Below are 14,773 nucleotides of genomic sequence, written 5' to 3' on the forward strand. Positions count from 1 at the left end.
GAAGACGCCGGGGCGGCCGGTCGGGTTGCGCGTGCCGGCCACCGTTCTTGGCGGTCCCTTTACCTTTCGAGGACCGTATCAAGCGCCTTGCTCTGCAGGACAGCGAGTTCCGAGCAGCCCGAGACCGCGAGGTCGAGGAGGGAGTTGAGTTCGTCGCGGGCGAAGGGCTCGGCCTCGGCGGTGCCCTGGACCTCGACGAAGCGGCCGTCGCCGGTGCAGACGACGTTCATGTCGGTGTCGGCGCGCACGTCCTCCTCGTAGCAGAGGTCGAGGAGGGGTACTCCGCCGACGATGCCGACGGAGACCGCGCTCACGGTGCCCGTCAGCGGCTGGCGGCCGGCCTTGATCAGCTTCTTGCCCTGGGCCCAGGCGACGGCGTCGGCCAGGGCGACGTAGGCGCCGGTGATGGCCGCGGTGCGGGTGCCGCCGTCGGCCTGGAGGACGTCGCAGTCGAGGACGATGGTGTTCTCGCCGAGGGCCTTGTAGTCGATGACCGCGCGCAGGGAGCGGCCGATGAGGCGGCTGATCTCGTGCGTACGGCCGCCGATCTTGCCGCGGACGGACTCGCGGTCGCCGCGGGTGTTGGTGGCGCGGGGCAGCATGGAGTACTCGGCGGTGACCCAGCCCTCGCCGCTGCCCTTGCGCCAGCGGGGGACGCCTTCGCTGACGGTGGCGGTGCAGAAGACCTTCGTGTCGCCGAAGGAGACGAGGACGGAGCCCTCGGCGTGCTTGCTCCAGCCGCGTTCGATGGTGATCGGGCGGAGTTGTTCGGGGGTGCGGCCGTCGATTCGAGACATGGCGTTGAGCCTAGCGGGAGACGGGGATGCGGAAGGGGGCCCTCCCGGGATGGGAGGGCCCCCTTGGCCGGGACGGTCTCCGGTCTCACATCATGTCTTCGATGTCCGCGGCGATGGGGTCGGCGTCGGTGCCGATGACGACCTGGATGGCGGTGCCCATCTTGACGACGCCGTGGGCGCCGGCGGCCTTGAGGGCGGCTTCGTCGACCTTGCCGGGGTCGATGACCTCGGTGCGGAGGCGGGTGATGCAGCCTTCGATCTCTTCGATGTTCTCGATGCCGCCGAGTCCGGCGACGATCTTCTCTGCCTTGGTGGCCATGTCGGTCTCCTCACGCACGGTGGGCCCAGTTTCGCGAGCGATTGCGCCGTACGTACCGAAGATGACGTGACAGCAACCCAATCGTCGGTAACTGGTCTACACCACCTGGGGGGTGGCCGCCAACCCAGGAGCGGGTGCGGGGAGGGAGTCCTCCGGTTGCGGAATTGATGGGTTCCTTATAACGCCCTCATCGTGTACAACAGGTCTACACCACTGAGTGGTGTAGACCACCACCCGATGGAGGAGTTATGAGCACCGCCACCGACACGGCGGCCCCCGCGAAGAAGCGGGGTTCCGGTCTTTTCCAGGGCCTGCAGAAGGTCGGCCGCAGCCTGCAGTTGCCTATCGCCGTGTTGCCGGCGGCGGGCATTCTGCTCCGGCTCGGTCAAGCCGACTCCCAGGAGCGGTTCCACATACCGGCTGACGTGGCGAAGGTGTTCGCCGGTGCCGGCGGCGCGCTGCTGGACAGTTCCTTCGGTCTGCCCCTGCTGTTCTGTATAGGCGTGGCCATCGGCTTCGCGAAGAAGTCCGACGGTTCCACGGCGCTGGCCGCGGTGGTCGGCTTCCTCGCCTACTACGCGGTGATCCACCAGTACCCGATCAAGGACGGCCACGAGGGCGCCACCTACACACCGACCGGGCTCGGCGGCGGCTTCTGGCAGAAGGGCACCGAGGCCGCGCAGACCGCGAGCTTCCAGAACCCGGGCGTGCTGGGTGGCATCATCCTCGGTCTGCTGACCGCTGTGCTGTGGCAGCGCTACCACCGCAAGAGGCTCGTCGACTGGCTCGGCTTCTTCAACGGCCGTCGGCTCGTCCCGATCATCACGGCCGCCGTCGGCACGGTTCTCGGTGTCCTGGTCGTCCTGGGCTGGGAGCCCATCGGCAACGTGATCACCAACTTCGGCGAGTGGATGACCGGCCTCGGCTCCTTCGGTGCGGCCCTCTTCGGTCTGATCAACCGCGCGCTGATCCCGATCGGCATGCACCAGTTCGTCAACTCCGTGGCCTGGTTCCAGATCGGCGAGTTCACGAACTCCTCCGGCACCGTCTTCCACGGTGACCTGCCGCGCTTCTTCGGCGGCGATCCGAGCGCCGGCATGTTCATGACTGGCTTCTTCCCGATCATGATGTTCGGCCTGCCCGCCGCCGCCCTCGCGATCGCCCACTCGGCCCGTCCGGAGCGCCGCAAGGCCGTGATGGGCATGATGATGTCGATGGCGCTGACCTCGTTCATCACGGGTGTCACCGAGCCGATCGAGTTCACGTTCATGTTCATCGCCCCGGTGCTCTACGCCATCCACGCGGTCCTCACCGCGGTCTCGATGGCGGTGACGTGGGCGCTGGGCATGCACATGGGCTTCAGCTTCTCGGCCGGCTTCATCGACGTCTTCATCAACTGGGGCATCTCCACCAAGCCCTGGCTGCTGATCCCGGTCGGCCTGGTCTTCGGCGCGGTCTACTACGCCGTCTTCCGCTTCGCCATCATCAAGTGGAACCTTCCCACCCCGGGTCGCGAGCCCGAGGAGGAGGTCGAGGACCTCACGAAGGCCTGATTGTCGGCCGGAGTGTGACGAAGGCCCCCGGAGTCCTGAACCTCTCCGGGGGCCTTCGTCATGCCGTAGGGGCTAGATGTCGTACGACAGTCTCGGCACCGCCAGGGACACCGGACCGTCGAACACCGCTTGGGCGTCGGCGAGGTTGACCTGCGGGTCGGTCCACGGGGGAATGTGGGTGAGGACCAGGCGGCGGGCTCCTGCGCGGGTCGCCGTCTCACCCGCCTCGCGGCCGTTGAGGTGCAGGTCGGGGATGCTCTCCTTGCCGTGCGTGAAGGCCGCCTCGCACAGGAACAGGTCGGTGTCGCGGGCGAGTTCGGTCAGAGCGGGGCTGACACCCGTGTCGCCGGAGTACGTCAGGGACTTCCCGCCGTGCTCGACGCGGATGCCGTACGCCTCCACCGGGTGCGCCACTCGCTCCGTGTGGACCGTGAACGGGCCGATGTCGAAGGTGGACGGCTTGACCGTGTGGAAGTCGAAGACCTCGCTCATGGAGGAGGCGGTGGGGGTGTCGGCGTAGGCCGTGGTGAGGCGGTGTTCGGTGCCTTCGGGGCCGTAGACCGGGATGGGGTCGCAGCGGCCGCCGTCGTGGCGGTAGTAGCGTGCGACGAAGTACGCGCACATGTCGATGCAGTGGTCGGCGTGCAGATGGCTGAGGAAGATCGCGTCGAGGTCGTAGAGACCGCAGTGGCGCTGCAGCTCGCCAAGGGCACCGTTGCCCATGTCGAGAAGCAGCCGGAAGCCGTCGGCCTCGACGAGGTAGCTCGAGCAGGCCGATTCCGCGGACGGGAACGACCCCGAGCAGCCGACGACGGTGAGCTTCATAAAACAGAAACCTCCGCTGGCGGGAACTTTTCTGGGATGGAGACGGGGGTCGTGCGGTCCGTCGAGCGTAAGGCGCAAAACCTCCGGTCGCTCCTCCGCCAAGGGCTGTTGTGGGCGAACTCACCTGTGCTGTCACCGGTTCGGCTGGACCGGGGGTGGGTGGGGAGTGTGACCGCGCTTACGGCTTGCGCAGAGGGCGCGCAGGGCTGATCGTGCGCCGGTAACGTCGTCCTCATGGACACGTCCTGGTGGCTCGCACTCGCGGCGGTGGTACTGCTCGCGCTGGTCGCGACGCTCGTGGACGGGTGGGGCCGGGGGCGTCGGCCGAAGGGGCGCGCGGACCGGGTCGATCGGCCGTCCGGGCGAACCGTGGTCCGGCCGCGGCCCGCGGAGATCTGGTGGGCGAACGTGCCGTACGAGGACGGGCCCGGGGGCAAGGACCGGCCCTGTCTGGTGCTCGCGGTGCGCGGGAAGCGGGCGACCGTCGCGAAGATCACCAGCAAGTACCACGACGAGCGGTCCGGGGTGATCCCGCTGCCGCCGGGTGCCGTCGGGGACGCGCAGGGGCGCGCGAGTTTCCTGGAGACCGACGAGCTGCGTGCGGTGCCGGTGGGGGACTTCCGGCGGAAGGTGGGGGTGGTGGACCCGGCCCTCTGGGACCAGGTCCGTCACCTGGCGACGTAGTACGTCACGCCCAGAGCTGACCCTGCAGCGTCTCGATCGCTTCCTCCGTCGTGGCGGCCGTGTAGACGCCCGTCGAGAGGTACTTCCAGCCGCCGTCGGCGACGACGAAGACGATGTCCGCGCTCTCGCCGGCCTTCACGGCCTTGTTGCCGACGCCGATCGCCGCGTGCAGGGCGGCGCCCGTGGAGACGCCCGCGAAGATGCCCTCCTGCTGGAGGAGCTCGCGGGTGCGGGTGACCGCGTCCGCGGAGCCGACGGAGAAGCGGGTCGTCAGCACCGACGCGTCGTACAGCTCCGGTACGAAGCCCTCATCCAGGTTCCTGAGCCCGTACACCAGGTCGTCGTAGCGCGGTTCGGCGGCGACGATCTTCACGTCGGGCCGGTGTTCGCGCAGGTAGCGGCCGACGCCCATCAGGGTGCCGGTGGTGCCGAGGCCCGCGACGAAGTGGGTGACGGAGGGGAGGTCGGCGAGGATCTCCGGGCCGGTGGTCGCGTAGTGGGCGCCCGCGTTGTCGGGGTTGCCGTACTGATAGAGCATCACCCAGTCGGGGTGCTCGGCGGACAGCTCCTTGGCGACCCGTACGGCGGTGTTGGAGCCGCCCGCGGCGGGGGACGAGATGATCTCGGCGCCCCACATGGCGAGCAGGTCCCGGCGCTCCTGCGAGGTGTTCTCGGGCATCACGCACACGATCCGGTAGCCCTTGAGCTTGGCGGCCATCGCGAGGGAGATGCCGGTGTTGCCGGAGGTGGGCTCGAGGATGGTGCAGCCGGGCGTGAGGCGGCCGTCCTTCTCCGCCTGCTCGATCATGTGCAGGGCGGGGCGGTCCTTTACCGAGCCGGTCGGGTTGCGGTCCTCGAGCTTGGCCCAGATGCGGACGTCGGCGGACGGCGAGAGCCGCGGCAGGCGCACCAGAGGGGTGTTGCCCACCGCGGCCAGCGGGGAGTCGTAACGCATCGACGATCAGGCCATGCCGCCGGCCACGGCCGGCAGGATCGTGACGTTGTCGCCGTCGGTGAGCTTGGTGTTGATGCCGTCGAGGAAGCGGACGTCCTCGTCGTTCAGGTAGACGTTGACGAAGCGGCGCAGCTCGCCGCCGTCCACGATGCGGGCCTGGACGCCCGCATGCCGGGTCTCGAGGTCGGCGAAGAGCTCGGCGAGGGTGTTCCCGTTGCCCTCCACCGCCTTCTGGCCCTCGGTGTAGGTGCGGAGGATGGTCGGGATGCGGACCTCGATGGCCATGGCTCAGGGCTCCTGTCGGATGGTGGCGGGTCGGTGGGCGCGCGGCAGCGCTGGTACAGCAGGTGGTGCGTGTGTGGAGCGCCGCGGCCCACGGCCGTACGGCGGCAGAGGCAGCGTCAACAGATGGCGCTGGCGAGCCTGCACAGGTCGACGTGCAGCCGCGCCACGAGCAGGCTGCCCGGCGTCTTCTCGCTCACGTCGTAAGAAACCATGGGGTCATCGTATCGATTCCCGGTCCGGGTCCCGGAGTGTGATCCCACCATGTGGACGAAATGGGGCCACTGGCTGAGATACGGCAGCTCAGGCCTCCTGGTACGCCGCGACGATCTCCACGTCCTCCTCGGTGACCTCGCCGTCGACGATCCGGTAGGAGCGGAACTGGAAGTCGCCGAGGCCGTCGGTGTCCGCTGTCGAGACCAGGACGTAGTGGGCGCCGGGTTCGTTGGCGTAGGAGATGTCCGTGCGGGAGGGGTAGGCCTCGGTCGCGGTGTGGGAGTGGTAGATGACCACCGGCTCCTCGTCGCGGTCGTCCATCTCGCGGTAGAGCTTGAGCAGGTCGCCGGAGTCGAACTCGTAGAACGTGGGCGACATGGCCGCGTTCAGCATCGGGATGAACCGCTCGGGCCGGTCCGATCCGGCCGGTCCCGCGACGACTCCGCACGCCTCGTCGGGGTGGTCCTTGCGCGCGTGCGCGACGATCTGGTCGACGAGGGCCTGGGTGATGGTCAGCATGTCGGAAAGGATAAGCAGAGGGCCGCTGCGTACCGAGGATCGGTACGCAGCGGCCCACATGCCGGACGGGTGCCGGAGCTGTTCCGGACTTCCTAGCCCGCGGCCTTCTCGAACTCCGGCTCGCGCCGGTCCGTGATCCCGGGGTTGCGGGTCTTCAGTACGGCCCAGCCGATCCCCAGCGCGGCGGCCCATCCGGCCATCACGTACAGACAGACGCGGGAGTCGGCGTCGTACGCGATCAGGCAGGTCACGAAGAGCAGGAACACGATGGCGATCCAGCTGCCGACGGAGCCGCCCGGCGCCGGGAAGGAGGAGGCGGGCAGCCGGCCGGCCACGACCTCGCGGCGGTAGCGCACATGGCTGATCAGGATCATCAGCCAGGTCCAGATGCCCGCCGCGGTCGCGACCGAGACGACGTATCCGAAGGCCTTCTCCGGCACGACGTAGTTCAGCACCACGCCGATGCCCATGAAGAGCACGGAGACCGTGATGGCCAGCGCCGGCGTCCGCGTCGCGGAGAGCTTGTTGAAGGCCTGGGGTGCCTCGCCGCTGTCGGCCAGGGTGCGCAGCATGCGGCCCGTGGAGTACATGCCGGAGTTGCAGGAGGACAGGGCCGCGGTGAGGACGACGAAGTTCACGATGCCGGCGCCCGCCGGGATGCCGATCACGGCGAAGGCCTTCACGAAGGGGCTGACGCCCGCCGCGAACTCGGTCCACTTCACCACGCACAGGATGACGGTGAGGGCGCCGACGTAGAAGAGGCCGATGCGCCAGGGCAGGGTGTTGATCGCCTTGGGGAGGGTCTTCTCGGGGTTCTCGGACTCACCGGCGGTGACGCCGACCAGTTCGACGGCGAGGTAGGCGAACATCACGCCCTGCAGGGTCATCAGGGACGAGCCGATGCCCTTGGGGAAGAAGCCGTCGAAGGCCCAGAGGTTGGAGACCGCGGCGGTGTCGCCGGCGGCGCTGAAGCCGAAGGTGAGGACGCCGAGACCGATCACGATCATGCCGATGAGGGCGGTGACCTTGATCATCGAGAACCAGAACTCGATCTCGCCGAACAGCTTCACCGAGATCAGGTTGGCCACGAACAGGACGACCAGGAAGACCAGGGCGGTCGTCCACTGGGGGACGGCCGGGAACCAGTAGTTGACGTAGATCGCGGCGGCGGTGAGTTCGGCCATACCGGTGACGACCCACAGCAGCCAGTACGTCCAGCCGGTGAAGTAGCCGAAGAACGGGCCGAGGAATTCGCGGGAGTACTCCGCGAAGGAACCGGAGACCGGGCGGTAGAGCAGCAGCTCGCCGAGTGCCCGCATGATGAAGAAGATGATCACGCCGGCGACGGCGTACATGAGGATGAGGCTCGGACCGGCCTTGGCGATGTTCGCCCCGGCGTTGAGGAAGAGGCCGACGCCGATGGCGCCGCCGATCGCGATCATCTGGACCTGGCGGCTGCCGAGTCCGCGTTCGTACCCCTCTTCGGAGGTCTTCTCCGGGCCTGAGCCCGTGCCTGTGTCGACCTGAGCGGAGGTCATGTGTGTGGTGCGCCTTTCTCCATACCGAACCGGGCCTTCGTCGGCCGCGGACCGGATCTCGATCCCCCCGGATTGATGGAGTGGTGCCTGGCCGGCGGTTGCCGGCTCGGTGGCGCACCCGGCGGAACATACGGGTGGTGCTCGCCGGGCGGTCGTGAAGATTTATCACGGCCGCAACGTTGATCACCTGTGCGACATATGGCACAGGTCACAGGAAGAAGCGGACAAACGGCGCCCGGAACCCGCGAAAGCCGTCAGGGCGGTGACGTGATCGTTATCCGGATTTGAGCGTCCTCTGAGCGAACACATCACCCTCAAAAGCGGGCACGAAACCGTCACAACTCACGGCATAAGGGTGGCCACGAGGGTCTCCTGGAGCCCGCCCAGCCACAGATACGCCATCACCATGGGCTTACGGGGGTCCTCGTCAGGGAGCCGGTAGAGGAGGTCGGTGTCCTCCTCGGCGGTGATGTCGAGGCGGGAGCCGATCGCGAGCCGCAGGTCGTTGAGGGCGCCGAGCCACTGCTGGGACTCACCGGTCGACAGCTTGAGGACCGCCCCGCCCTCGCCCGCGGAGTTCAGCGCGTCCAGCGAGCGGACCACCGCCAGGGCGTTCTCGCGCTTGCCGGTCCGCAGGTCGTTCTCCGTGTAGCGGCGGAACTCCGAGGAGTACGCCCGCTGCTCCTCGGCCTCCTTGGCCTGGGGGGTGCCCTCGGGGTCGCTGTAGGCGTCCGGGAACAGCCGCTTGAGCACCGGGTCGGACGGCGGCTCGCTCGGGCCGTCCGCGAAGAGCTCGGCGAGGGGGTCGTCGGGGGCGTCCTCGGCGGGGCCCGGGCCGATGAGCTCCAGGAGCTGGACGGCCAGCGACCGGATGATGGAGATCTCGACGTCGTCGAGGGCGACGGCCGCGCCGCCGCCGGGGAGCGGTTCGAAGGTTCCTGGCATCAGGCGTTATCGCTACTTCCGGTCCTGCGGGCGGGGTCGGGTCATTTCCGGTCCTGCTGGAGCGTGGCCCACAGACCGTAGCCGTGCATGGCCTGCACATCACGCTCCATCTCCTCGCGGGATCCGCTGGAGACGACCGCCCGGCCCTTGTGGTGGACGTCCATCATCAGCTTCGTGGCCTTGTCCTTCGAGTAGCCGAAGTACGTCTGGAAGACGTAGGTCACGTAGCTCATGAGGTTGACCGGGTCGTTGTGGACGATCGTGACCCAGGGGACGTCCGGCTCGGGGACGGCGAAGACCTCTTCCGCCGACTCGGTGCGTTCGATCTCTACGGGAGCGGGTGACGTCACACGGCCCATGCTGCCACGCACCGCATAAATCGTCACACTGACGCGAATGGGGGTACCATCCTCGTCATGAACACAGCGGACCTTGGGCTGCCGGTGGATGTTCCTTCGACGGCGCTCTTCACGGACCAGTACGAGCTGACGATGCTGCAGGCCGCGCTGAAGGCGGGTACCGCCGGGCGGCGCAGCGTCTTCGAGGTCTTCACCCGACGGCTGCCGGAGGGGCGGCGCTACGGCGTCGTCGCGGGCACCGGCCGGGTGCTGGACGCGGTGGAGAACTTCCGTTTTGACGCGGACGTCCTCGGCTTCCTGCGGGAGCAGAACATCGTGGACGAGGAGACCCGGGACTGGCTCGCCTCCTATCGCTTCGGCGGCGACATCTGGGGCTACCCGGAGGGCGAGGTGTACTTCCCTGGTTCGCCGATCATGCGGGTGGAGGGCTCCTTCGCCGAGTGCGTGCTCCTGGAGACCGTGATCCTGTCGATCCTCAACCACGACTCCGCGATAGCCGCGGCCGCCTCCCGGATGTCCTCGGCCGCGGGTGACCGGCCGCTGATCGAGATGGGTGCCCGCCGCACCCACGAGCTGTCCGCCGTGGCAGCCTCCCGGGCCGCCTACGTCGGCGGCTTCGCCACCACCTCCGACCTCGCGGCCGGCTTCCGCTACGGCATCCCCACGGTGGGCACCTCCGCCCACGCCTTCACCCTGCTGCACGACCACGAGCGGGACGCCTTCCAGGCCCAGGTGGACTCGCTGGGCCGGGGCACCACCCTGCTCGTCGACACGTACGACGTCACCGAGGCCGTCCGTACGGCCGTCGAGGTCGCCGGGCCCGAGCTGGGGGCCGTGCGCATCGACTCCGGCGACCTGCTCCTCGTCGCGCACCGGGTGCGTCAGCAGCTGGACGAGCTGGGTGCGAAGAGCACCCGGATCATCGTCACCTCCGACCTCGACGAGTACGCCATCGCCTCGCTGGCCGTGGCTCCGGTGGACGCGTACGGCGTCGGCACCCAGCTGGTGACCGGGTCCGGGCAGCCCACCTGCTCGATGGTCTACAAACTGGTCGCGCGTGCCGAGTCCGCGGACCCGAAGGCGCCGCTGGTGCCGGTGGCGAAGAAGTCGACCGGGGGCAAGACCTCGGTCGGCGGGCGCAAGTGGGCGGCGCGGCGGCTGGACGCCGAGGGGGTCGCTGAGGCCGAGGTGGTGGGCACGGGGGCGGTTCCGCCCGCGCTCGCGGACCGGCAGCTGCTGGTGGAGCTGGTCAAGGGCGGCGAGGTCGTCGCGCGGGAGGCGCTGGACGTCGTACGGGACCGGCATGCCGCTGCCCGGGCCAACCTGCCGCTGTCGGCGACCCAGCTCTCGCGCGGAGAACCGGTCCTTCCGACGGAGTACGTCCAGGGGCGCTCGGGTAGCTAATGCGGGTGCGCCCTCCCGCAGTGCCGCCGAAGTCTCTAGGCTCGTAAGTTCACCCAACAGTCGAAGGACACCCACATGCGCCGCGCCTTGATCGTCGTTGACGTGCAGAACGACTTCTGCGAGGGAGGCAGTCTCGCGGTGGCCGGCGGTGCCGATGTGGCCGCCGCCGTCACCGAGCTGATCGGGCAGGCGGCGGGCTCCGGCTACCAGCATGTGGTGGCCACCCGCGACCACCACATCGCACCCGGCGGCCACTTCGCGGACAACCCCGACTTCGTGCACTCCTGGCCCGCGCACTGCGTCGCCGGGACCGAGGGGGTGGGGTTCCACCCGAACTTCGCGCCGGCCGTCGCCTCCGGGGCGATCGACGCGGTCTTCGACAAGGGGGCGTACGCGGCGGCGTACAGCGGGTTCGAGGGGGCCGACGAGAACGGCGTGACGCTGGCCGACTGGCTGCGGGCGCGGGAGGTCTCCGAGGTCGACGTGGTCGGGATCGCCACGGACCACTGCGTACGGGCCACCGCGCTGGACGCGGCCCGGGAGGGCTTCCGTACGCAGGTCCTCCTCGACCTCACCGCCGGGGTCGCCGAGACGACGACCGAGCGGGCGATCGAGGAGATGCGGGCGGCGGGCGTGGAGCTGTCCGGGAAGCCGGTCGTCTAGCCGGTCGGAAACGGGCGCTCAGGCCGGTGCCGCCGGCCTCCTCAGCAGTGACCTGATCGGATGCCACAGCTCCTGGGCCAGCTCGGGACCGCCCACGACAGCGTTGTCAGGGGCCGTACGCCATATCAGGCCGTCCGGGTGGTGCAGTACGGCCGTGATCTCGTCCGGGGTCGGGGGCGCGCCGTTGCCGCGCAGGTACACGGCGCGCAGACCCAGGTTGCGCAGCCTGGTCAGGGCGCGCGCCCGGTTCTGGGCGTGGACGAGTACCCGCACGCTGCCGCAGCCGTCGGTCGGCGGGCGGGGCAGGTTCAGCGCCACCACCACCCTGCCGTTCGGCAGCTTGCAGAAACCTCCTGCGGCCATGCGGTCACACCCCCGTGTGCGTCGGTGTCAATAAGGGAGCCACAGGACGCACCTAAACACGATCGGCGGCAACCCGCCAGGGGTTGCCGCCGATACGCTTCTGACCTGCGACTTTACTTCTTCTTGGCCGAAGGTCCGACCTGGAGCGTGATCGTCGAGCCGTCGAGGGGCTCCTTGACGATCTTGATCCGGGTGTCGGTGTCAGTGATGTTGACCCCTGCGAACGGGTTCGACGGGTCGTAGTAGCTCGACGTGCCGTCGTCGAAGACCGGGACGCCCGGCTTGGACTTGATCTTCGTCGGGACGTCGGCCTTGTGGAGCGTGATCGAGTCCGTCGGGTACCAGCTGAAGGTGGAGTCGTAGGCCTGGATGCGGTTGCGCATCAGCGTGTTGTCGGACCACTTCAGCGCGGTCGGGTGGGAGTCGATCGGCAGGATCAGGCCCTCGCCCGGGTGCTGGCTGGTGTTGTCGTCCGCCTGGGAGGTGTCCCACTTCCAGATCAACAGGCCGTTCTGGTAGGCGTAGTGCTCCACCCAGTCCGGACGGGTCGTCGAGAAGCCGTAGTTGTACGGGCCGACCTTCAACACCTTGTCGTACGACACGTATTGGCGGTTCTCGGCGAGGTAGTACTGCGCGTAGTCGTCCGTGATCGAGGCGCCGATGCGCGAGAAGCCGTTCGCGGTCCAGGCGGCGTCGGCCGTCTCGGCGTTGTCGGAGAAGAGGGTCGCGCCGTCGGCGGTCACCGTGATCTCGTCGGCCGTGAAGCCCTTCTGGGCGACTCCGCCGTCGGTCTGGTAGCGGAAGCGCAGCTGGATGTTCTTGCCCGCGTAGGCGTTCAGCGGGAAGGTCAGCTTCTGGTGGGCGTCGACCGTGCCGGTGAGGGCGGGCTTGCCGCTGCCGTCCCTCGGGATGGCGGTGCCGTCGGCCAGAGTGCCGTCGACCGGCGTCCAGTTGGCGCCGTCGGTGGAGACCTCGGTGTAGAGGTAGTCGAAGTCCTGCTCGATGTCCCACCAGCCGTCGAGGGTCAGCGCCGCCGAGGACTTGCCCGTCAGGTCGAGCGGGCGGGTCAGGGTGTTGCGCAGGTCGTCACCGCTGCCGCTCCACCACTGGGTGGCGCCCTGCGCCGGGGTGACCACCGGGGTGGTGACCGTCTTCTTCGGCAGCTGGACCACGAGCGCCTGCGCGTTCTTGGTGTTGTACTCCGCGACGCCCAGCTTGTGGGTGGACCTCTTGCCCGCAGTGGCCACGTCGTAGTCGAGCCAGCCCAGTTGGAGCTTGTCCCAGGCGTTCATGTCGCCGGGCAGGTCTCCGATGGAGTCCTTGCCGGTGCCGAGCCAGGAGCCGGAGGACATCAGGGTCCAGAAGCCGGTGGAGTTCTCGCCGCCGCCGGAGGTGTCGTACTCGTCGGGCAGGCCGAGGTCGTGGCCGTACTCGTGGGCGAAGACGCCCAGGCCGCCGTTCTCCGGCTGGATGGTGTAGTCGCCGACCCAGATGCCTGTGTCGCCGATCTGGGTGCCGCCGAGCTTGTTGCCGGCCGGGCCGGAGGCGCCGGCGTCGCTGGCGAAGGCGTACCAGCGGTGGGCCCAGATGGCGTCCGCGCCCTGGGCGCCGCCGCCGGCGGACTCGTCCTCGCCGGCGTGCACGATCTGGAAGTGGTCGATGTAGCCGTCGGGCTCGTTGAAGTTGCCGTCGCCGTCGAAGTCGTAGCGGTCCCACTGGTCGAACTCGGCCAGTTCCGCGGCGATTTCGGTGGCCGAGTCACCCGCGGCCTCGCGCTCGGCGACCCAGGCGTTGACGCCGTCCTGGACCGCGTACCAGGCGCCGGTGGGGGCGTCGTTGGAGCCGTAACGGGCCTCGTTGTAGGGGACCTTGACCCAGTCGGTCACTTCGCCCTCGACCGAGTAGCGGCCCGAGGACTGCTTCTCGTAGTACTTCTTCAGCGACTCGCTCTTCTTGCCGGTGCCGAAGTAGAGGTCCTGGAAGTGCGCCTGGTTGTAGTCCGCCTGCCAGGCCGTGCTGTTGTCCAGCTTGCGGTCCGGCTGGGCGATCTTGTTGTGCAGCGGGCCGGTCGTGCCGCCGTAGCGGGGGTCGACCTGGTCGCCGAACTCCACCAGGATGGTGAAGATCTTGTCGGTCTTCTCACGGCCGAGTTCGACGTACTTGCTGTCGCCCTTGCGGCTCTTGAGCTCGACCACCTGAGAGCCGTTGCGGTTCTTCACCGTGGCGTTCCCGGATATGACCTGGTCGAGCGCCTCCTGGCGCTGCGCCTCCTTGGTCTTGGTCAGCGGGCCGTCGAAGTCGTGCTCCCTGGCCTTCGCCGGCTGTGGGTCGTTCCGGTCGACCGCGGAAGCCTTCGTGGACGTGCCGTCCGCGGCCTGTGCCACGGCGAACGTCGAGAACGTGGCCGAGGCGGCCGCGAGGGCGACGATCGTCGCCGCCGTCCTGAACGTCCAGGATCTGTCAGTCACTTGTGCCCCTCCCCTATCAAGGCAAGTGAGCCGTATTTGACTAAAGGTTGGGGAGAAAAGACAGATCTTGACTTGGACCCGTCAATTGCATTATTGGGAGCCGGTGTTCGTATTGCGGACACATGACTGCAACACGACGGGCGCGCACAGCCGTCCACTTGATGGACGTCATGACTCCGTGCGCCCCCTGTGCTCCGGCACTGTTGGTTAGGTCACGCTTACCGTTCGTTCCACTCGGGCACACAGCCGATTAGAGTCGATTGGCGGAACGCCCGGGTGTCGGCGGAATGCCAGGCCGACGCCCCCCGTGGACCCCCGATTCCGAGGACACGATTGCCATGCCTCGTCCGACCGCCGCACAGATCGCCTACGGTTCGATCACCGTCATCTTCTCGACGCTCGCCATGCTGCTGCTGTCACAGACGAGTTCGGCCGTGGGGACCGCGGTCATCGCCGTCTCGGCGCTCGCCCTCGGCCTACTGGTCGCCATGACCGTGCCGCAGCCCAAGCCCCGCGTCGTCGCGGTGAGCAGGCCCGCCGAACGCCCGGCGGAAGAGCCCGTGCCCGCCGTGGCCACGAGTTCCAAGACCGCCGCCTGAACACCGGCTTCGCCGAGCCGGGCGCGCCGGGTCGTCCCCGGGTTCGCCGGGACGAGCCGGGGCGCCCGTCGCGGTCGCCGACGGTCGCCGGCGGCTCGCGGGAGGCTCAGCGGTGCGGGCCCTGTACCGGTCCCGCGTCACCGCTCAGGCCCCACCGTCACGGTCCCGGCACGGGCGCGCCGAGTCGCCCCCGGGTTCGCCGGGGCGGGCCCGTCGCATTCGCCACCGGTCGCCCGCAACTCGCGGGCGGCTCGGCGGTCCAGGCCGTGCCGGTGCCGAAGTCA

17 protein-coding genes are annotated in these 14,773 nt (G+C 68.7%); 5 read left to right on the forward strand and 12 right to left on the reverse strand.

Annotated elements, in window-relative coordinates; genetic code table 11:
- Window positions 1-59 precede the first annotated feature (59 nt).
- Together rph and AQJ46_RS38895 are read right to left on the reverse strand one after the other, a co-directional pair.
- Window positions 60-797: a ribonuclease PH gene (gene rph / locus AQJ46_RS38890; protein ID WP_059210062.1), complete on the reverse strand. Its 738-nt coding sequence runs from the start codon at window positions 795-797 to the stop codon at window positions 60-62.
- An 85-nt stretch (window positions 798-882) separates the two neighbouring features.
- On the reverse strand, window positions 883-1,116 hold the full coding sequence (locus tag AQJ46_RS38895; protein WP_057610863.1) for a glucose PTS transporter subunit EIIB: 234 nt from the start codon (window positions 1,114-1,116) through the stop codon (window positions 883-885).
- A 248-nt stretch (window positions 1,117-1,364) separates the two neighbouring features.
- Here AQJ46_RS38895 and AQJ46_RS38900 point away from each other — a divergent pair, with 248 nt between their 5' ends.
- Window positions 1,365-2,669 carry a PTS transporter subunit EIIC gene (locus AQJ46_RS38900; protein WP_059210063.1) on the forward strand — a complete coding sequence of 435 codons (1,305 nt, stop codon included), beginning with the start codon at window positions 1,365-1,367 and terminating at the stop codon, window positions 2,667-2,669.
- 72 nt (window positions 2,670-2,741) lie between these two features.
- On the opposite strand, the gene AQJ46_RS38905 is transcribed toward AQJ46_RS38900, so the two are convergent.
- Window positions 2,742-3,494 (reverse strand): MBL fold metallo-hydrolase, encoded by a 753-nt coding sequence (locus AQJ46_RS38905; RefSeq protein WP_059210064.1) that lies wholly within the window; start codon window positions 3,492-3,494, stop codon window positions 2,742-2,744.
- A 234-nt stretch (window positions 3,495-3,728) separates the two neighbouring features.
- Between AQJ46_RS38905 and AQJ46_RS38910 the strand changes: the two genes are divergently transcribed.
- Window positions 3,729-4,178, forward strand: coding sequence for a type II toxin-antitoxin system PemK/MazF family toxin (locus tag AQJ46_RS38910; RefSeq protein ID WP_059210065.1), 450 nt, complete (start codon window positions 3,729-3,731; stop codon window positions 4,176-4,178).
- 4 nt (window positions 4,179-4,182) lie between these two features.
- Here the strand turns inward: AQJ46_RS38910 and AQJ46_RS38915 are convergent, their stop codons facing one another.
- The 7 genes from AQJ46_RS38915 to clpS all read right to left on the reverse strand — a co-directional run bounded on the left by AQJ46_RS38915 (window position 4,183) and on the right by clpS (window position 8,992).
- The gene (locus AQJ46_RS38915) at window positions 4,183-5,133 is read right to left on the reverse strand and encodes a PLP-dependent cysteine synthase family protein (protein WP_037710629.1); all 951 of its coding nucleotides are present in this window, start codon (window positions 5,131-5,133) and stop codon (window positions 4,183-4,185) included.
- Window positions 5,134-5,139: 6 nt separating this feature from the next.
- Complete coding sequence (locus AQJ46_RS38920) at window positions 5,140-5,418, reverse strand: MoaD/ThiS family protein (protein ID WP_059210066.1); 279 nt, start codon at window positions 5,416-5,418, stop codon at window positions 5,140-5,142.
- A 116-nt stretch (window positions 5,419-5,534) separates the two neighbouring features.
- Window positions 5,535-5,630, reverse strand: a complete 96-nt coding sequence (locus AQJ46_RS58850; RefSeq protein ID WP_311717690.1) for a putative leader peptide — start codon at window positions 5,628-5,630, stop codon at window positions 5,535-5,537.
- An 88-nt stretch (window positions 5,631-5,718) separates the two neighbouring features.
- A complete protein-coding gene (locus AQJ46_RS38925; RefSeq protein ID WP_059210154.1) occupies window positions 5,719-6,150 on the reverse strand; it encodes a Mov34/MPN/PAD-1 family protein in 432 nt (143 codons plus the stop codon).
- A gap of 92 nt (window positions 6,151-6,242) precedes the next feature.
- Window positions 6,243-7,688 carry an amino acid permease gene (locus AQJ46_RS38930; protein ID WP_057610859.1) on the reverse strand — a complete coding sequence of 482 codons (1,446 nt, stop codon included), beginning with the start codon at window positions 7,686-7,688 and terminating at the stop codon, window positions 6,243-6,245.
- A 342-nt stretch (window positions 7,689-8,030) separates the two neighbouring features.
- Complete coding sequence (locus AQJ46_RS38935) at window positions 8,031-8,633, reverse strand: DUF2017 domain-containing protein (protein ID WP_059210067.1); 603 nt, start codon at window positions 8,631-8,633, stop codon at window positions 8,031-8,033.
- Window positions 8,634-8,674: 41 nt separating this feature from the next.
- A complete protein-coding gene (gene clpS, locus AQJ46_RS38940; protein ID WP_020138980.1) occupies window positions 8,675-8,992 on the reverse strand; it encodes an ATP-dependent Clp protease adapter ClpS in 318 nt (105 codons plus the stop codon).
- Between the two features lie 57 nt (window positions 8,993-9,049).
- Between clpS and AQJ46_RS38945 the strand changes: the two genes are divergently transcribed.
- Both AQJ46_RS38945 and AQJ46_RS38950 read left to right on the forward strand, forming a co-directional pair.
- On the forward strand, window positions 9,050-10,396 hold the full coding sequence (locus AQJ46_RS38945) for a nicotinate phosphoribosyltransferase (RefSeq protein ID WP_059210068.1): 1,347 nt from the start codon (window positions 9,050-9,052) through the stop codon (window positions 10,394-10,396).
- 75 nt (window positions 10,397-10,471) lie between these two features.
- On the forward strand, window positions 10,472-11,059 hold the full coding sequence (locus AQJ46_RS38950; protein WP_059210069.1) for an isochorismatase family protein: 588 nt from the start codon (window positions 10,472-10,474) through the stop codon (window positions 11,057-11,059).
- Between the two features lie 18 nt (window positions 11,060-11,077).
- Here the strand turns inward: AQJ46_RS38950 and AQJ46_RS38955 are convergent, their stop codons facing one another.
- Complete coding sequence (locus tag AQJ46_RS38955) at window positions 11,078-11,422, reverse strand: hypothetical protein (protein WP_059210070.1); 345 nt, start codon at window positions 11,420-11,422, stop codon at window positions 11,078-11,080.
- Between the two features lie 113 nt (window positions 11,423-11,535).
- Window positions 11,536-13,890: an immune inhibitor A domain-containing protein gene (locus AQJ46_RS38960; RefSeq protein ID WP_059210071.1), complete on the reverse strand. Its 2,355-nt coding sequence runs from the start codon at window positions 13,888-13,890 to the stop codon at window positions 11,536-11,538.
- 338 nt (window positions 13,891-14,228) lie between these two features.
- Between AQJ46_RS38960 and AQJ46_RS38965 the strand changes: the two genes are divergently transcribed.
- A complete protein-coding gene (locus tag AQJ46_RS38965) occupies window positions 14,229-14,489 on the forward strand; it encodes a hypothetical protein (RefSeq protein ID WP_057610853.1) in 261 nt (86 codons plus the stop codon).
- Window positions 14,490-14,773: the final 284 nt, after the last annotated feature.

Source organism: Streptomyces canus, assembly GCF_001514145.1.
Classification (GTDB): domain Bacteria; phylum Actinomycetota; class Actinomycetes; order Streptomycetales; family Streptomycetaceae; genus Streptomyces; species Streptomyces canus.